This window comes from Pseudomonas sp. SJZ103, from assembly GCF_007828335.1.
Taxonomy (GTDB): Bacteria; Pseudomonadota; Gammaproteobacteria; order Pseudomonadales; family Pseudomonadaceae; genus Aquipseudomonas.
The window spans coordinates 81984-97662 of sequence record NZ_VIUN01000017.1 but is presented as its reverse complement, the minus strand read 5'-3'; the positions used below and the strand labels follow the sequence as shown (position 1 = coordinate 97662).

Genomic DNA, 15679 nt, shown 5'->3' with positions numbered 1-15679 from the left:
TGCAAGAGAGGGCTCCTTTGGAGCCCTTTTTTGTGCCTGGCGGTTTGTCGCTTGACCTGCTTGCAGCTTGCAGCTTAAAACTTGCAGCTCACCCGAAGGGGGCTCCCATGATCACCAGCAAGCTGCCAAATGTCGGCACGACCATTTTCACCACCATGTCGCAACTCGCTGCCGAAACCGGCGCGATTAACCTGTCCCAGGGGTTTCCCGACTTCAATGGGCCTCAGGGCTTGCTCGATGGGGTGGGCAAACATATCGCCCTCGGTCATAACCAATATGCGCCGATGACCGGCCTGCCCGTGCTGCGTCAGCAAGTGGCGGCTAAGATCGCTCGCAGTTATGGCGCCACGGTGAATGCCGACAGCGAAGTGACCATCACTCCTGGTGCCACAGAGGCGATCTTCTGCGCGATCCAGGCAGTGATTCGCAATGGTGATGAAGTCATTGTGTTTGACCCCTGCTACGACAGCTATGAGCCCTCGGTCGAGTTGGCCGGTGGCCGCTGCGTGCATGTGCAATTGAGCCTGCAAGGCTTTGCATTGGACTTCGAGAAGATCAAGGCCGCGCTGTCGCCACGCACGCGCATGATCATCCTTAACACCCCGCACAACCCCACCGGCGCGCTGATCAGCCGTGCCGAGCTGGACCAGTTGGCCGAACTGATCCGCGACCGCGATATCTACCTGGTCAGCGACGAGGTCTACGAACACCTGGTATTCGACGGCGTGCCCCACGTCAGCGTGCTGGCCCATGAAGAGCTCTACCCGCGTGCGTTCGTGGTCAGCTCCTTTGGCAAGACCTACCACGTCACCGGCTGGAAAACCGGCTACGTGGTCGCGCCACCGGCCCTGACGGCTGAATTGCGCAAGGTGCATCAATACGTCAACTTCTGTGGCGTAACCCCGTTGCAGTTCGCCTTGGCCGATTTCATGGCCGAACACCCGGAGCACGTCGACGAACTGCCGGCGTTCTACCAGGCCAAGCGCGATCTGTTCTGCGACCTGCTTGCGCCGTCGCGCTTCAGCTCTACCCGGGTGGCCGGAACCTACTTCCAGTTGGTGGATTACTCACAAATACGCCCGGACCTGGATGACGTCGCCATGTCCCTGTGGATGACCCGCGAACACGGGGTGGCGACCATCCCTGTCTCGGTGTTCTACCAGAGCCCACCGCAAGGCCAGCGCCTGGTGCGCCTGTGTTTTGCCAAGCGCGAGGAGACGCTGCGACAAGCGGCTGAAAAACTATGCGTGATCTGACTGCATTGCCTGACTTGAATATCGCCCTGGTCCAGACCACCCTGGCCTGGCACGACCGCCAGGCCAACCTCGAGCATTTCGAGGGGCTGCTGGAGCAGGCCCGCGGCGCCGACCTGATCGTGCTCCCGGAGATGTTCACCACCGGTTTCTCCATGGACTCGCAAACCCTCGCCGAGCCGGAAAACGGCCCGACCCATCATTGGCTCCAGGCCCAGGCTGCGAAGTACAACGCGGTGATCACCGGCAGCGTGATCATCCAGGCCGCCGACGGCAGCCACCGCAACCGCCTGTTGTGGGCGCGGCCGGATGGCGAGGTGTTGCACTACGACAAGCGTCATCTTTTTCGTATGGCCGGTGAACACAATCACTACACCCCCGGCGAGCGCCAGGTGCAGTTCGAGTTGAAAGGCTGGCGTGTTCGGCCGCTGATTTGCTACGACCTGCGCTTTCCGGTGTGGAGTCGGGATGCCCAGGACACTGACTTGCTGCTGTACACCGCCAATTGGCCGGGGGCGCGGCGCCAGCATTGGAACCGGTTATTGCCGGCGCGGGCTATCGAGAATCTGTGCTACGTGGCTGCAGTGAATCGAGTAGGCACCGACGGCAAGGGCTTTGCCTACACCGGCGATAGCCAGGTGCTGGATTTCCAGGGCGAGAGCCTGCTGAGTGCGGGGGAGGCGGACGGGGTGTTCCAAGTGTGCCTGGATGGGGCTGAACTGGCGGCGTATCGCACGCGTTTTCCGGCGAACCTGGATGCCGATAGCTTTCAGTTTGTCTGAAGGACCGCTATCGGGGGGCTGCCCCGAAGAGTCCCTGACAGGCAACCCAAATCTGAAACTCAATAAAAAGGCCCCTGGGTTCTCACCCGGGGGCCTTCTGTATTGCGGCGATAAAGATTACGCCGCTTTCGCTTCCTGCTGGCTCAGCGACCGGTTCAGCGCACTGAACAGCGCCTTGAAGCTCGCCGTGGTGATGTTTTCATCAATGCCCACGCCATGCACCGGACGTTCACCGTTCACACGCAGTTCGATATAGGCCGCTGCCTTGGCGTTGGTGCCCGCGCCGATCGCATGTTCGTTGTAGTCCATGATCTCCACGCCAATCGGCAAACCAGCCACCAGGGCTTCCAGTGCGCCGTTGCCCTTGCCCTTCCAGTGCAGGTTGGTTTCGCCCTGGCCCTTGCCCGAGACTTCCACTTCGACAAAGCTGTTGCCGTTCTCTTCCTGCAGGCGATGGCTGACCAGCGCGTACGGGGTGTTGGCTTGCAGGTATTCACGCTGCAGCAAGGCGTAGATCTGCGGTGCGGTCATCTCCAGGCCCACGCGGTCGGTTTCGGCCTGGACCACCTGGCTGAATTCGATCTGCATGCGGCGTGGCAAGCTGATGTCGTATTCCTGTTCCAGCAGGTAGGCGATACCGCCTTTGCCCGACTGGCTGTTCACGCGGATCACCGCCTCATAGCTGCGACCGATATCGGCCGGGTCGATCGGCAAGTACGGCACTTCCCACAGCGCATCATCTTTCTGCTGGGTAAAGCCCTTACGGATCGCGTCCTGGTGAGAACCGGAGAAGGCGGTATGCACCAGATCGCCGACGTACGGATGACGTGGGTGTACCTGGATCTGGTTGCACTCCTCGACTACTTTACGCACGCCGTCGATGTCGGAGAAGTCCAGCTGCGGATCGAGGCCCTGGGTGTACATGTTCAACGCCACGGTGACGAGGTCGACGTTACCGGTACGCTCGCCGTTACCGAACAGGCAGCCTTCGACGCGGTCCGCGCCGGCCATCAGGCCCAGCTCGGTGGCAGCTACGCCGGTGCCGCGGTCGTTGTGAGTGTGCAGGCTGATGATCACACTGTCGCGACGGTTGATATGGCGACCGAACCACTCGATCTGGTCGGCATAGATGTTCGGCGTGGCGCATTCGACGGTGGCCGGCAGGTTGAGGATCATCTTGTGCTCAGGCGTCGGGTTCCAGACCTCGATCACCGCGTCACAGACTTCCTTGGCGAACTCCAGTTCAGTGGCACTGAAGGTCTCCGGCGAGTATTCAAAGGTCCACTGGGTTTCCGGCTGCTGGGCGGCGTATTTGACGAACAGCTTGGCCGCGTTGACCGCGATGGCCTTGATACCGTCCTTGTCCTGGTTGAACACGATGCGGCGGAACGACGGCGACGTGGCGTTGTACAGGTGAACGATGGCCTTTTTGGCGCCGCGCAGGGATTCGAAGGTGCGTGCGATCAAGTCTTCACGGCCCTGGGTCAGCACCTGGATGGTGGTGTCCTCGGGGATGTGGTTGTCTTCGATCAGGGTACGTACGAAGTCGAAGTCGGTTTGCGACGCGGCAGGGAACGAAGCCTCGATTTCCTTCACGCCGACGGCGACCAGGGTCTTCCAGAAGCGCAGCTTTTTCACCGCGTCCATTGGCTCGATCAGGGACTGGTTGCCATCACGCAGGTCGGAGCTGCACCAGATCGGCGCGGTGGTGATGGTTTTGGAAGGCCAGGTGCGATCCGGAATATCGATGGTCGGAAACGCGCGGTACTTCGAAGACGGGTCTTTGAGCATGCTCATCGGGAAATCCTTTGTTGTAGGGGCCGAGAAAAGGCGGCCTGCCGTAGAACTGTTATTTGGGATACAGCTTTAAAGACGAGGCAGATCGATTCAGCCTGGCAGTCGTGCGCTGACGAGGCACAGGCTGCGGTGCTGGCGGAGCTGAATGAGGGTGTGAGAGGTTTTCATAAGCTCAACCCTAACCGTCGGGGTGAAAGATGGCAAGCAGTCGCTAAAAATTGAGAGAAGTTCTTTTATCTGCGTATGAAACGGGATTTTATGGTTGGGAATGACGCCGAGGCTAGATTAAATTGCGCGACCGTTATCGGGCGCGCAATCGCTTCATTCACGGTTGGAACGCCCCGATGAAAATCGCCGGGTCGACTCGCGCATCGTTCAGGCTGACATTCCAATGCATATGGGGCCCGGTCGCGCGGCCGGTCGAACCGACTTTGCCCACTACTGCGCCGCGCACCAGTTGCTGGCCGACCTTCACGTCGATCTTCGACATGTGGCAGAACATGCTGATAAAGCCCTGGCCGTGGTCGACGAACACGGTGTTGCCGTTGAAGAAATAGTTGCCTACCAGAATTACCTTACCGTTTGCCGGCGTCTTGATCGGCGTACCGGCCGGCACCGCGAAGTCCAGGCCCGAATGGGGATTGCGCTCTTCACCGTTGAAGAAGCGGCGCACGCCAAACTTGCTCGACAGCGGCCCGTTTACCGGTTTGTCCAGCACCAGGTTGCTCGGCAGGTTCGGGCTGAAACTGCGATAGGCCTTGAGCTGTACGGCCAACTCGCCCTCGATGCGCTTGAGTTGCGCCGGGTCGGGATTGACCTGGCTTTTGTTCTTCAAGGTGATGCGTTGTTCGGGGTACTTCTTGTAGCCAACGATAAACGGCAGGTTGCGCCCGCCGCTGCTGATGCGCTCGTTGCCCGGCTTGACCGTCAGCGGGATGCCGACAATCGCCAGCCAGTTGTCCTGCTCCTTCACCACCAACACCGGTTTGCCTTGGTACGTGGCTTTCGGCGCGGCAGCCGAAGGGCCCAGCTCAACCACCGCAACGCCGCCCGGCACCGGCTTGTTCAGGGTACGGCTGATATAGCTGTCGGCATGGGCGTTAACGGTGAGGCATAGCAGCAACAACACACTAAAGAGACGAGGCATCAATCAATCCAATAACGAAAGGGTGACGGGTGTCAGGTGGTTATCTTCCACCCGCACTTGCAATTGACCTTCACCGAGGCGCGCGGTGAGGCGTTGGCCGGTTTGGGTTTGCGCGGCGTTGCGGATGGCCTGGCCGCGCTCGTCGAGCAAGATGCTGTAGCCACGACCCAGCGTCGCCAGCGGGCTGACCACGTGCAGCGTCTGCACCTGGCTTTGCAGTTGCAGGCGACGCGCCTTGAGGCCTTCGCGCATGGCACGCGGCAGGCGTTCGGCGAGGCTGTCCAGGCGCTGGCGCAGCAGGGCCAACTGTCGGCCCGGATGCTGGCCGGCGAGGCGGGTTTCCAGGCGGATCAGGCGTTCGCGACGGGTATTGAGGCTGCGCTCGAAGGCGCGGCGCAGGCGCATATCCAGGTCATCCAGGCGCTGGGCCTGCTGGCGCAGGCGTTCGCCGGGGTGCCGCAGGCGCCGGGCCATGCCTTCCAGGCGCAGGCGGTCGTGGGTCAGGCGATTGCGCATCAGCATCACCAGGCGGCGATGCAGGTTTTCCACCTGGCGCACCAGATGGCTGGCGTCCGGTGCCAGCAGTTCAGCGGCAGCGGACGGTGTGGGCGCGCGCACGTCGGCAACAAAGTCGCTGATGGACACATCGGTCTCATGGCCGACGGCGCTGACGATAGGCGTGATACAAGCGTCAACCGCGCGAGCCACGGCCTCTTCGTTGAAGCACCACAGGTCTTCCAGCGAACCGCCGCCACGGGCCAGGATCAGCGCGTCAAAGCCGCGGGCATCGGCGAGTTTCAACGCACGTACAATCTGCGGGATGGCTTCGCGGCCTTGCACGGCCGTCGGGATCAAGGTCAGTTCGACGTTCGGCGCGCGACGGCGGAACACACTGATGATGTCGCGTATCACCGCACCGGTAGGCGAGCTGATAATGCCAATGCGCCTAGGGTGTGCCGGCAGCGGCACCTTGCGTTCGGCACTGAACAGGCCTTCGGCGCTGAGTTTTTCCTTCAGGGCATCGAAGGCCAGGCGCAGTGCGCCATCACCGGCGGGCTCGACGGTATCGAGGATCAACTGGTAGTCGCCACGGCCCTCGAACAGCGAGACCTTGCCGCGTACCTTGACCGCCAGGCCATCCTTCAACGCCTGGCGGACCCGCGCGGCGTTATTGCGAAACAGCGCGCAACGCACCTGGGCGCCGCTGTCCTTGAGGGTGAAGTACACATGGCCGGAGGCCGGGCGGGCGAGGTTGGAGATCTCGCCTTCGACCCAGATATTGGTGAACACGTCTTCCAGCAACACCCGCGCGCGGCCGTTGAGTTGGCTGACGGTCAGGACTTCGCGGTCCAGGCCCAAGCGGGCAAAAGGATCTTTAATCATGGGCGGCAGTTTATAGGCATTCGTGCAACGTTTGACAGAATTGCTCCACCAACGCGCTCGGTGACTGCTGGCTGGCCAGGGCCACGGTGCTCAGGCAGTCCGGGTCGGCCAGGGGCAAAAAGTGCACGTTGGCGGGTGCGATGTCCTGCATGGATTTTGGTAACAAGGCAATACCGAAGCCGGCCTGAATCAACTGCAACTGGGTGGTCTTGCGTGACATCACCCGCGCAGCCTTGGGGAAAAATCCCGCACGCATGCACAACTCGGCTGACAGATAACTCAAGCCGCCACGCTGGGGATGGGGGATAGAGATAAACGCTTCATCCTTCAATTGCTCCAGTTCGATGGGGGCCTGGCTGCGCGACAGCTTATGGTTCGCAGGCACGGCCAGCAGCAATTGCTCGCTGTATAAAGGCATGACCCGCACACCTTCGCGCTGGCGCAACACGGGCAAACGCAGCACCCCGACGTCCAAGCGACCGTCGGCGATGTCTTCCAGTTGCGCTTCGGACGACAGTTTGACGATATCCATCGACACGCCGGGGCAGCGGTCCAGCCAGGTGCTGATGCCTTGCAGCAACACGCCGCTCATCGGCACAGTGCTCGAATGGCTCAGGCGCAGGGTGCCGAGTTGGCCATTGCCGACCTGTGTCGCCATTTCACTGGCCTTGTGCAGCTCACCCAGCAGGTTGCGCGCCCGAGGATAAAAGGCTTCGCCGGCAGCGGTCAGCCGGGGCTGGCGCGCGGTGCGTTCAAACAGCGGGGTTTGCAGTTGGGTTTCCAGTTCCTTGATCTGCCGGCTCAGGGCCGATTGCGCGACAAACAAACGTTCGGCGGCAGCACTGAAGCTGCCGCTGTCGGCGATTTCGACGAAGTAACGCAGTTGGCGGGTGGAAATCACGCGTCATGCCTTTTCGAGATGGGTGGAGGACTTTGAAGATATTAGTCGCAACCCTCGCCGCTGGCTAAAGTGATGGCTATCTCCTACAAGGAATACCCCATGAGCCCGGTTGAGCTGATGAATCAGTGGTCGTTTAGTGGTTTCGATTGGCTGGTGATCGGCCTGGGCATCGTCGTGGCCTATATCGTGTTTGGCATCGCGGGATTCGGCACGGCGCTGGTGGCGGGGCCGGTCCTGCTTGTGTTTATGCCACTGTCGAAGATCATCCCGTTGCTGGTGCTGCTGGATTTTGTCGCGGCCTTCGGCGGCCTGCTGCAAACGCGACGGGACGTGAACAAGCCGGAGCTGCTGCGATTGCTGCCGTGCATGGCGATTGGCTGCACCCTGGGTGTGGTGTTTCTGCTCAATTTGCATTCGGATCTATTGCTGCTGTTGATGGGGCTGTTTATCAGCGCCTATGCGATTTACAGCCTGGCGGTGAAAACCCGGCCCACGCAATTGGCGGCGGGGTGGTCGATCCCGATGGGCACCGTGGGCGGGCTGTTTGGGGCGTTGTTCGGCAGTGGTGGCTTTTTATATGCAATCTATCTGAACAGCCGTTTGCCCAAGGACGCGGCACGCGCCACCCAAAGCGCGTTGATCAGTTGCAGCACGGTGGTGCGCCTGAGCCTGTTCCTGATCGCCGGGGTGTATGCTGATTGGCCGCTGCTGATGTTGGCACTGTGCCTGCTGCCCGCGATGGCCCTGGGGCTGTGGTGTGGGCGCAGGCTGACGATGCGCATGTCCCGTGAGGCCTTCGTCCGGTTGGTGACCTGGCTGGTATTGGCCAGTGGCGTTGCATTGATTGGGCGGTACTTGAGCACTTGACCTGATTTCTTCAGGGATTAAGCTGCCGTCCTCCCGGGCGTCATCGCGGGCGAGCCCGGCTCCCACAGTTGAGTGCATTCCAATGTGGGAGCCGGGCTTGCCCGCGATGACGCCAGAAGCCACACCGCAGGACTCCCATGAATTCCCAAAGCATCCTTGTCCCGAAAATCTCCACCTTGCCCGTCCACGAGCCCCGCGCCCGGGCCATCGTGCGCTGGCTGGTGCGCAAGAACATCATCAAGGAAGAACTGACCACCTGTGGCCGTACCGGCAACCGCATGGCCTACGCCCTGGCCGACGGCGCCCGCGCCGTGGTGCTGCACCCCGAAGCGCTGCCGTTCAACGAGCCGGTCAACGGCTTGGAGATCATCTACAAGCGCTGCATCTACACCCCGGCCAAGGGTTTTCTCGAAGAAGCCGGGTGCCCGGAATGCCTCAAGGAAGTCGGCGAGGCGCTGTTCGAAAGCCTGGAAGACTGGATGCCCGGCCACACCGACAACTTCACCTGCCCGCTGTGTGGGCATGAAGATGACATCAACGGTTTCCTGTTTCTGCAGGCGTGCGGGTTTTCCAACCTGGGGTTCATCTTCAACAACTGGGCGGAGGCGGGGTTCAAGCAGAGCTTTATCGACGAATTCGCCGATTGGCTGGACCAGAAGATCAGTTGGGTCAAAGTCGAGCTGTAGTCCTTCTATCACTATTCCCAAATATGTCAGAGTTTTACATTGAGACCTGGGGGGTGTCTGAGTATAATGGCGCGCTTCCATTTTCCCGCTCGGGAGCCCCCGCGATGCTGCGTATCAGCCAAGAAGCTCTGACATTCGACGACATTCTCCTAGTGCCCGGTTATTCCGAGGTGCTTCCTAACGAAGTCAGTCTCAAGACCCGCCTAACCCGTGGCATCGAGCTGAATATTCCCCTGGTTTCCGCTGCCATGGACACCGTCACTGAAGCCCGTTTGGCAATCGCCATGGCTCAGGAAGGCGGCATCGGCATCATCCACAAGAACATGACCATCGAGCAGCAAGCTGCCGAAGTGCGCAAGGTCAAGCGTTACGAAGCCGGTGTGGTGAAAGATCCGATCACCATCGAAGCCGACGCTACCGTGCGTGATCTGTTCGACCTGACCCGCCTGCACAACATCTCCGGCGTTCCGGTACTGCACGATGGCGACCTGGTCGGCATTGTCACTTCCCGTGACGTGCGTTTCGAGAACCGTCTTGAAGTCACTGTCCGCGAAGTGATGACGCCTAAAGAGCGCCTCGTGACTGTCATGGAAGGCGCCGACAAGAACGATGTGCGCGAACTGCTGCACAAGCACCGCATCGAGCGCGTGCTGATCGTCGACGACAAATTCGCCCTCAAGGGCATGATGACCGTCAACGACATCGAAAAAGCCAAAGCTTACCCGCTGGCCAGTAAGGACGATCAAGGTCGTCTGCGCGTCGGCGCTGCGGTCGGTACCGGTAAAGACACCGGTGACCGTGTAGCTGCCCTGGTTGCGGCCGGTGTTGACGTGGTGGTGGTCGACACCGCCCACGGTCACTCCAAAGGCGTGATCGACCGCGTTCGCTGGGTCAAGCAGAACTTCCCTGACGTGCAGGTGATCGGCGGCAACATTGCTACCGGCGCTGCCGCCAAGGCCCTGGCCGAAGCCGGCGCTGATGCGGTCAAGGTCGGTATCGGCCCTGGCTCGATCTGCACCACGCGTATCGTTGCTGGTGTGGGCGTGCCGCAAATCAGCGCCATCGCCAACGTCGCCGCAGCCCTTGAAGGCACCGGCGTGCCGTTGATCGCCGACGGCGGCATCCGTTTCTCCGGTGACCTGTCCAAGGCCATCGTTGCCGGTGCTTCCTGCGTGATGATGGGCTCGATGTTCGCCGGTACTGAAGAAGCGCCGGGCGAGATCGAACTGTTCCAGGGCCGTTCCTACAAGGCTTACCGCGGCATGGGTTCGCTGGGCGCCATGTCCCAGGCACAAGGCTCCTCCGACCGTTACTTCCAGGACTCCTCGGCAGGCGCCGAGAAGCTCGTACCGGAAGGCATCGAAGGCCGTGTGCCGTACAAGGGCACCCTGAGCGCCATCATCCATCAACTGATGGGCGGCCTGCGTTCCTCGATGGGCTACACCGGCAGCGCCGACATCGAAGAAATGCGCACCAAGCCAGAGTTCGTACGGATCACCGGCGCCGGCATGGCTGAGTCCCATGTCCACGACGTGCAGATCACCAAGGAAGCGCCAAACTACCGCGTAGGTTGAGGCTTCCAGCAAAACGTTAAGTAACCGGGGCTGTTCTTTCAGCCCCGAGTTGTTTCTGATTCATTAGACGAGACTGACTTCATGGCCCTCGACATTCACGCCCACCGCATCCTGATCCTCGACTTCGGTTCCCAGTACACCCAGCTGATCGCCCGCCGCGTGCGTGAAATCGGCGTGTACTGCGAACTGCACCCGTTCGACATGGATGACGAAGCGATCCGCGAATTCGCACCGAAAGGCGTCATCCTCGCCGGTGGCCCCGAGTCCGTGCACGAAGCCAACAGCCCGCGTTGCCCGCAAGCCGTGTTCGATCTGGGCGTGCCGGTCTTCGGTATCTGCTACGGCATGCAGACCATGGCCGAGCAACTGGGCGGCAAGGTTGAAGGTTCCGAGCTGCGTGAATTCGGTTATGCCCGTGTCGACGTGGTTGGCAAGAGCCGTCTGCTGGACGGCATCGAAGACCACATCGACGCCGACGGCCTGTTCGGCCTCGATGTATGGATGAGCCACGGTGACAAGGTCACCAAGATGCCGGAAGACTTCCACATCCTGGCCAGCACCCCAAGCTGCCCGATCGCCGGCATGTTCAACGATGAGCGCGGCTACTACGGCGTGCAGTTCCACCCGGAAGTGACCCACACCAAGCAAGGCGGGCGCATTCTGTCGCGCTTCATTCTCGACATCTGCGAGTGTGAAGCCCTGTGGACCCCATCGAAAATCGCTGAAGACGCCATCGCCAACGTGCGCGCCCAGGTCGGCACCGACAACGTGCTGCTCGGCCTGTCCGGCGGCGTTGACTCCTCCGTGGTCGCGGCACTGCTGCACAAGGCCATCGGCGACCAACTGACCTGCGTTTTCGTCGACAACGGCCTGCTGCGCCTGCACGAAGGCGAGCAAGTGATGGCCATGTTCGCCGAGAACATGGGCGTCAAGGTGATCCGCGCCAACGCCGAAGAGCAGTTCCTGAACAACCTGGCCGGCGAGTCCGACCCGGAGAAGAAGCGCAAGATCATCGGTCGCACTTTCATCGACGTATTCGATGCCCAGTCCAACAAACTGGACAACATCAAGTACCTCGCCCAAGGCACCATCTACCCCGACGTGATCGAGTCGGCCGGCGCCAAGAGCGGCAAGGCCCACGTGATCAAGTCCCACCACAACGTGGGTGGCCTGCCTGAGGAAATGAACCTCAAGCTGGTAGAACCACTGCGCGAACTGTTCAAGGACGAAGTCCGCCGCCTTGGCCTGGAACTCGGCCTGCCGTACGACATGGTCTACCGCCACCCATTCCCAGGCCCGGGCCTGGGCGTGCGCATCCTCGGTGAAGTGAAGAAGGAATACGCCGACCTGCTGCGTCGTGCCGACCACATCTTCATCGAAGAACTGCGCAAGGCCGACTGGTACCACAAGGTCAGCCAGGCCTTCGTGGTGTTCCAGCCGGTGAAATCGGTTGGCGTGGTCGGCGATGGCCGTCGTTACGCCTGGGTCGTGGCCCTGCGTGCCGTGGAAACCATCGACTTCATGACCGCCCGTTGGGCGCACCTGCCGTACGAACTGCTGGAAACCGTCAGCGGCCGTATCATCAATGAAATCGAAGGTATTTCGCGCGTTACTTATGACGTGTCGAGCAAGCCGCCGGCGACGATTGAGTGGGAGTAGGATTGGTCCGCAACTATCTGTTTTAAAAAAATCAGAGTGTTTGCGACTTTTCCACGTCATCAATGGTATTGCCGATATTCAGTTAGTCAGGTGACATCGCCAGACGCTTATTGGTTTTACCATCAGCCTCAAACAACAAAGCCCGCATTAGCGGGCTTTGTTGTTTCAGACGAACACGTTGATCAGAAGTCGTAACGCACATTCGCGGTGAAGGTGTCGGCTTCGAAACCACTGCTGGTCAGGTAGTTGTACATCCCTCCCACGCTCCACGCGCCCACGCGGTAGTTCGCGCCCAGTCCCAGCTCGTAGCTGTCGCGCGCCGGTGTCGCGCCGGTGGTGGTGAACGGGGTACCGCCGAGCACGAAGGTGGAGGTGGTACCGGCCTTGTCGCCGATGAAATCGTGCCAGGCCATCAGCTTGGCTTCCGGTTCCAGGCTGCCCGCACCTACGTCAAAAGCGGCCGCCAGGCGAGCGCCCAGGCCCATTTCGCCGATTTCATAACGCTGGCTGCCGACGTTGAGGGCGGCTGAGCTGCCTTTTTCACGGTACGAATCAATCGATACGTTGGCATAGCGCGCACCGACCTGTGGTTCCAGCAACCACTGCTTGTCGAGCTGGAACGTGTAGCCTGCCAGTGCGTTGACGCCGAAGATCTCACTGTCGTAGTCGGCCTTGGCGCGGGTGCCGGCGATATAGCGTTTGGACTCGTTGTCGTTCCAGCCATACATCAGCGAGGTGTCGACAAAGAAGTTGTCACGGGCCCAGTTGCCGTACAGGGTCAGTGCATGGCCGCTGACGTCGGTTTTGTTGCCCAGGTCGGATTTGACGTCGCTCGTCAGGTAGCTGTAAGCCAGGCCCACGGTGGTATCGGTGTTGAGTTTGCCGTCGGCACCCACGGCGATGCCATTGGTGTTGGCGTCGTAGCCGTCGATACCGTGGCGGCTGTCTTGGTTGGCATCGCTGGACAGCGCTTGCAGCCATACGCCTTGTTCTGCCAGGACGTCACCGGAGGACAGACCGCTACGCGCTTTGCTGGCACGGCGGTTGATGGCACTTGCGACCAGGTTTTGGCTGTTGGTGGCGGCGTTGATTGCCCCACGGCTGACGTCCGGGGTCAGGGTTTCGGCAAGCTTGGCCAGCTCTTCACTGGTGGCGGCGTTGGCGAAACGCTGGAATACCGGGTCGCTTTCGTCCATCTGGCCCAGGACTGTGTTCTTGAGCGGCGTGATGGCGTTCACCGCGTTGCGCGAACCGCGGGCACCCAGCAGGTCTTGCGTGATCACCTCATCACTGCGGGTGGCAACCAGGGCTTTCACGTCCTGGCCTTCGATGCCGAAGTTCCTTACCTCAAGCAGCGCCGAGGAGGAAACCACGGACAGGTTCTGCGGGTCTTCCCACGTGCCAGAGTTAATGAGGGTGTAGCGGGTGCCCTGGGTCGACGTGCGGAAGTCGTCGGAGCGAGCCTGCAGTTCGATCTGGCTGCCTGGAGAGAAGAAGGTATTGCCGGTGACTTTCAGGATCGGCGTGTTGGGCTGCGTGTTGTTATCCAGCAGCAGGCGCAGGCGCGCAGTGTCGCTGTCCATGTCGAGGTCGCCCAAGATCGTGGTCTGCGGGCGAAGCAGAGTCAGGCGGCCACCGTCGATATCGACGTAACCGGCGCGGATGGTCGAGCCATCGAACATCGCGTCCCCTTGCACCAGCACACCACTCAGGCCCAGCAGGTCACCCTTGACCTGACCACCCTGCCAGTAGAAATACGAAGGGGAGGCATTGTCGTCCGCCAGAATGGCTGCGGTGCCGCCTTCGATCAGGCCACCTGTTTGCCTGATGGAGAGGGTGTCGAAACCGCCGGAGGTATCGAGGCTACGAAAGCGGATACCGACCCCGTCAGCGGAGATAGTCCCGCTGTTGTTGATATCACTCTTGAATGGAGCGCCTGTCATCTGACCCGTAAAGCGTGCCTTCTCGATGTCGATACCCACAGAGTCGATGCCACGCGCGGTGATAGTGCCCGAGTTATTGATGCGCGCCTGGGTTGAGGTGATCAGCATGCCTTCGGAATTTGCGCCAGTCACAGTGATGTTGCCGTTGTTGTTCACTTCACCTGCGATATTTGCCAGATACAGGTCCAGCCCGAGGACGGCGTTGCCGCTCACCGTAATGTCGCCATTATTTACCAAGTCGCCACCGACGTTGGAACTGAGGGTCATGGCGATACCGGACGGGAAGTCGGTGGGGGTCGCAGCCGTCAGGTTGATGTTGCCCTGGTTGATCAGGTTGCCCGCCAGGGTCACATTCATCAGATCTACACCTGCGTTTTGCGACGTCCCGGTGAAGGTGGCGTTATTGAAAACATCACCGGAGCTGCTGTATGCCCCTGTGCTCAGGTCGTGATTCAGGTCGGGTGCGGGTGCAGCATGGACCGTGGCAGTGGTAGCCGCGACGGACAGCGCCAACAACGAGCGGCGCAGGTGGGAAATGTTCAAGGCAGTATCCTTACAAGGCAGAAACTGACAGGGAGTAACCCACGCGTCAGCGTCTGTTTTAGGCATCCCTGCCAGCTTGTCAGTGAAGTGCTGATTCAAGCGCGTGCAAATCTACACGATGCTTGTAGGACAATTCATCATAAAAAGAACCAATGACGAAAAAAAAGCTAAAAAATGCGACGTTACAGACGTTTTTTGATGATTTTTTCGATTATTCAGCAATAAGCGGAACTTTAGGGGGGTCGTTGCGGTCGCGCCCGGATCAGTCACTAGGGGGGGATAGTATTTGGGTGTTTTTAAACGGACCTGCCCGCCCTGAATTTCAGGATTCTAATGTGCCAACGGTGTTTTAACCCATCGGCTCCATATCGCTTCCCACCCCCTATCATGGCTCACTCCTGGTACATGGACACATCGAGAGAGAGGCGAGCCAAGTGCCTGTTGGTACCTATCAGCTAATCCACCTGGAATAATCAGGTCTGCTTCTCCGATGAGATGACGCTGGGGTAATAAGGCGAGTCGATTACGATAGTCCAGCGGATCCAGTGAACCGTCGAGTGGCGACAGTCCTTTCATCTTCGCCCACAGACGTGGACTGAGATTGCCAGCAAGGGTTTGCACCTGGGTAACATCATTGCGCTGCGCCGCTAACAATAATGCGAGAGCGGCTCCTCCCGAATACCCCACCAGTTCGAACTCACTATTGCCATATCGCTGTTTTAATTGGTCCAGCGCCTGGCCGAGGCGGGTGACCACTTCCTGAGAGAATCGTCGATTGGTCCAGAGTGCTGATTGACAGGCTGCGGTCATGATGAACTGGCAGGGGCGTGCCAGGTACGCATTCGGTGTCGGATCATCGACCGCCAGCCGTGGCACTAACAGATTGTGCGGGCTCGGATCCAGGCTGGGTTGAGTGGCCGTCGCCCAGGAATGGCCATCGCCTTCCAGGTAGACACGCAGTCGAGTCATCTTGTCTGCAGTGCGCGGCGCAAGTATGACGAGGGGGAAGGCGTGTCCCGGCAGGACCACCAATTGTCGGCCGTGCTCTTCAGCCAGTTGTTGCAGTGCTTCGCGTGGCGATTGGCAGGCGATGAGAAGCGCACTGATCATCACCATGCAGGCCTTATAGAAGCCGGCCAATATC

At 60.3% G+C, this 15679-nt stretch carries 12 protein-coding genes; 6 read left to right on the top strand and 6 right to left on the bottom strand.

Features of this window, described 5'->3' with window-relative positions; translation table 11 throughout:
- Nucleotides 1–107: 107 nt before the first annotated feature.
- Nucleotides 108–1256 (top strand): pyridoxal phosphate-dependent aminotransferase, encoded by a 1149-nt coding sequence (locus FBY10_RS27340; RefSeq protein ID WP_145338388.1) that lies wholly within the window; start codon nt 108–110, stop codon nt 1254–1256.
- Entirely contained in the window at nt 1244–2035 is a 792-nt protein-coding gene (locus FBY10_RS27335; RefSeq protein ID WP_131697987.1) for an amidohydrolase, read from the top strand. Before FBY10_RS27340 ends, FBY10_RS27335 begins: the two co-directional genes overlap by 13 nt.
- Nucleotides 2036–2152: 117 nt before the next feature.
- On the opposite strand, the gene leuA is transcribed toward FBY10_RS27335, so the two are convergent.
- The 4 genes from leuA to FBY10_RS27310 form a co-directional block, all read right to left on the bottom strand.
- A complete protein-coding gene (gene leuA, locus FBY10_RS27330; RefSeq protein ID WP_145338389.1) occupies nt 2153–3832 on the bottom strand; it encodes a 2-isopropylmalate synthase in 1680 nt (559 codons plus the stop codon).
- A 325-nt stretch (nt 3833–4157) separates the two neighbouring features.
- The gene (locus FBY10_RS27320; protein WP_145338390.1) at nt 4158–4979 is read right to left on the bottom strand and encodes a M23 family metallopeptidase; all 822 of its coding nucleotides are present in this window, start codon (nt 4977–4979) and stop codon (nt 4158–4160) included.
- A 3-nt stretch (nt 4980–4982) separates the two neighbouring features.
- Complete coding sequence (gene xseA, locus FBY10_RS27315) at nt 4983–6362, bottom strand: exodeoxyribonuclease VII large subunit (RefSeq protein ID WP_131697984.1); 1380 nt, start codon at nt 6360–6362, stop codon at nt 4983–4985.
- Between the two features lie 10 nt (nt 6363–6372).
- Entirely contained in the window at nt 6373–7263 is an 891-nt protein-coding gene (locus FBY10_RS27310; protein WP_145338391.1) for a LysR family transcriptional regulator, read from the bottom strand.
- A 99-nt stretch (nt 7264–7362) separates the two neighbouring features.
- Here FBY10_RS27310 and FBY10_RS27305 point away from each other — a divergent pair, with 99 nt between their 5' ends.
- The 4 genes from FBY10_RS27305 to guaA all read left to right on the top strand — a co-directional run bounded on the left by FBY10_RS27305 (nt 7363) and on the right by guaA (nt 12049).
- Nucleotides 7363–8130 carry a sulfite exporter TauE/SafE family protein gene (locus FBY10_RS27305; protein WP_145338421.1) on the top strand — a complete coding sequence of 256 codons (768 nt, stop codon included), beginning with the start codon at nt 7363–7365 and terminating at the stop codon, nt 8128–8130.
- A gap of 137 nt (nt 8131–8267) precedes the next feature.
- Nucleotides 8268–8816 (top strand): sugar ABC transporter ATPase, encoded by a 549-nt coding sequence (locus tag FBY10_RS27300; RefSeq protein WP_065924854.1) that lies wholly within the window; start codon nt 8268–8270, stop codon nt 8814–8816.
- Nucleotides 8817–8920: 104 nt separating this feature from the next.
- Nucleotides 8921–10390: an IMP dehydrogenase gene (gene guaB / locus FBY10_RS27295; protein ID WP_131697981.1), complete on the top strand. Its 1470-nt coding sequence runs from the start codon at nt 8921–8923 to the stop codon at nt 10388–10390.
- An 81-nt stretch (nt 10391–10471) separates the two neighbouring features.
- Nucleotides 10472–12049, top strand: coding sequence for a glutamine-hydrolyzing GMP synthase (gene guaA / locus FBY10_RS27290; protein WP_053257860.1), 1578 nt, complete (start codon nt 10472–10474; stop codon nt 12047–12049).
- A 182-nt stretch (nt 12050–12231) separates the two neighbouring features.
- Here guaA and FBY10_RS27285 read toward each other — a convergent pair whose 3' ends face one another.
- Nucleotides 12232–14535, bottom strand: a complete 2304-nt coding sequence (locus FBY10_RS27285; RefSeq protein ID WP_145338392.1) for an autotransporter outer membrane beta-barrel domain-containing protein — start codon at nt 14533–14535, stop codon at nt 12232–12234.
- Nucleotides 14536–14865: 330 nt separating this feature from the next.
- Nucleotides 14866–15645, bottom strand: coding sequence for an alpha/beta hydrolase (locus FBY10_RS27280; RefSeq protein WP_131698012.1), 780 nt, complete (start codon nt 15643–15645; stop codon nt 14866–14868).
- Nucleotides 15646–15679: the final 34 nt, after the last annotated feature.

Coding starts and splice junctions, on each gene's coding strand:
- FBY10_RS27305 (WP_145338421.1), top strand. CDS start 7,363: ATGAGCCCGGTTGAGCTGATGAATCAGTGGTCGTTTAGTGGTTTCGAT.
- xseA (WP_131697984.1), bottom strand. CDS start 6,362: ATGATTAAAGATCCTTTTGCCCGCTTGGGCCTGGACCGCGAAGTCCTG.
- FBY10_RS27300 (WP_065924854.1), top strand. CDS start 8,268: ATGAATTCCCAAAGCATCCTTGTCCCGAAAATCTCCACCTTGCCCGTC.
- guaA (WP_053257860.1), top strand. CDS start 10,472: ATGGCCCTCGACATTCACGCCCACCGCATCCTGATCCTCGACTTCGGT.
- FBY10_RS27340 (WP_145338388.1), top strand. CDS start 108: ATGATCACCAGCAAGCTGCCAAATGTCGGCACGACCATTTTCACCACC.
- FBY10_RS27280 (WP_131698012.1), bottom strand. CDS start 15,645: ATGATCAGTGCGCTTCTCATCGCCTGCCAATCGCCACGCGAAGCACTG.
- FBY10_RS27320 (WP_145338390.1), bottom strand. CDS start 4,979: ATGCCTCGTCTCTTTAGTGTGTTGTTGCTGCTATGCCTCACCGTTAAC.
- leuA (WP_145338389.1), bottom strand. CDS start 3,832: ATGAGCATGCTCAAAGACCCGTCTTCGAAGTACCGCGCGTTTCCGACC.
- guaB (WP_131697981.1), top strand. CDS start 8,921: ATGCTGCGTATCAGCCAAGAAGCTCTGACATTCGACGACATTCTCCTA.
- FBY10_RS27335 (WP_131697987.1), top strand. CDS start 1,244: ATGCGTGATCTGACTGCATTGCCTGACTTGAATATCGCCCTGGTCCAG.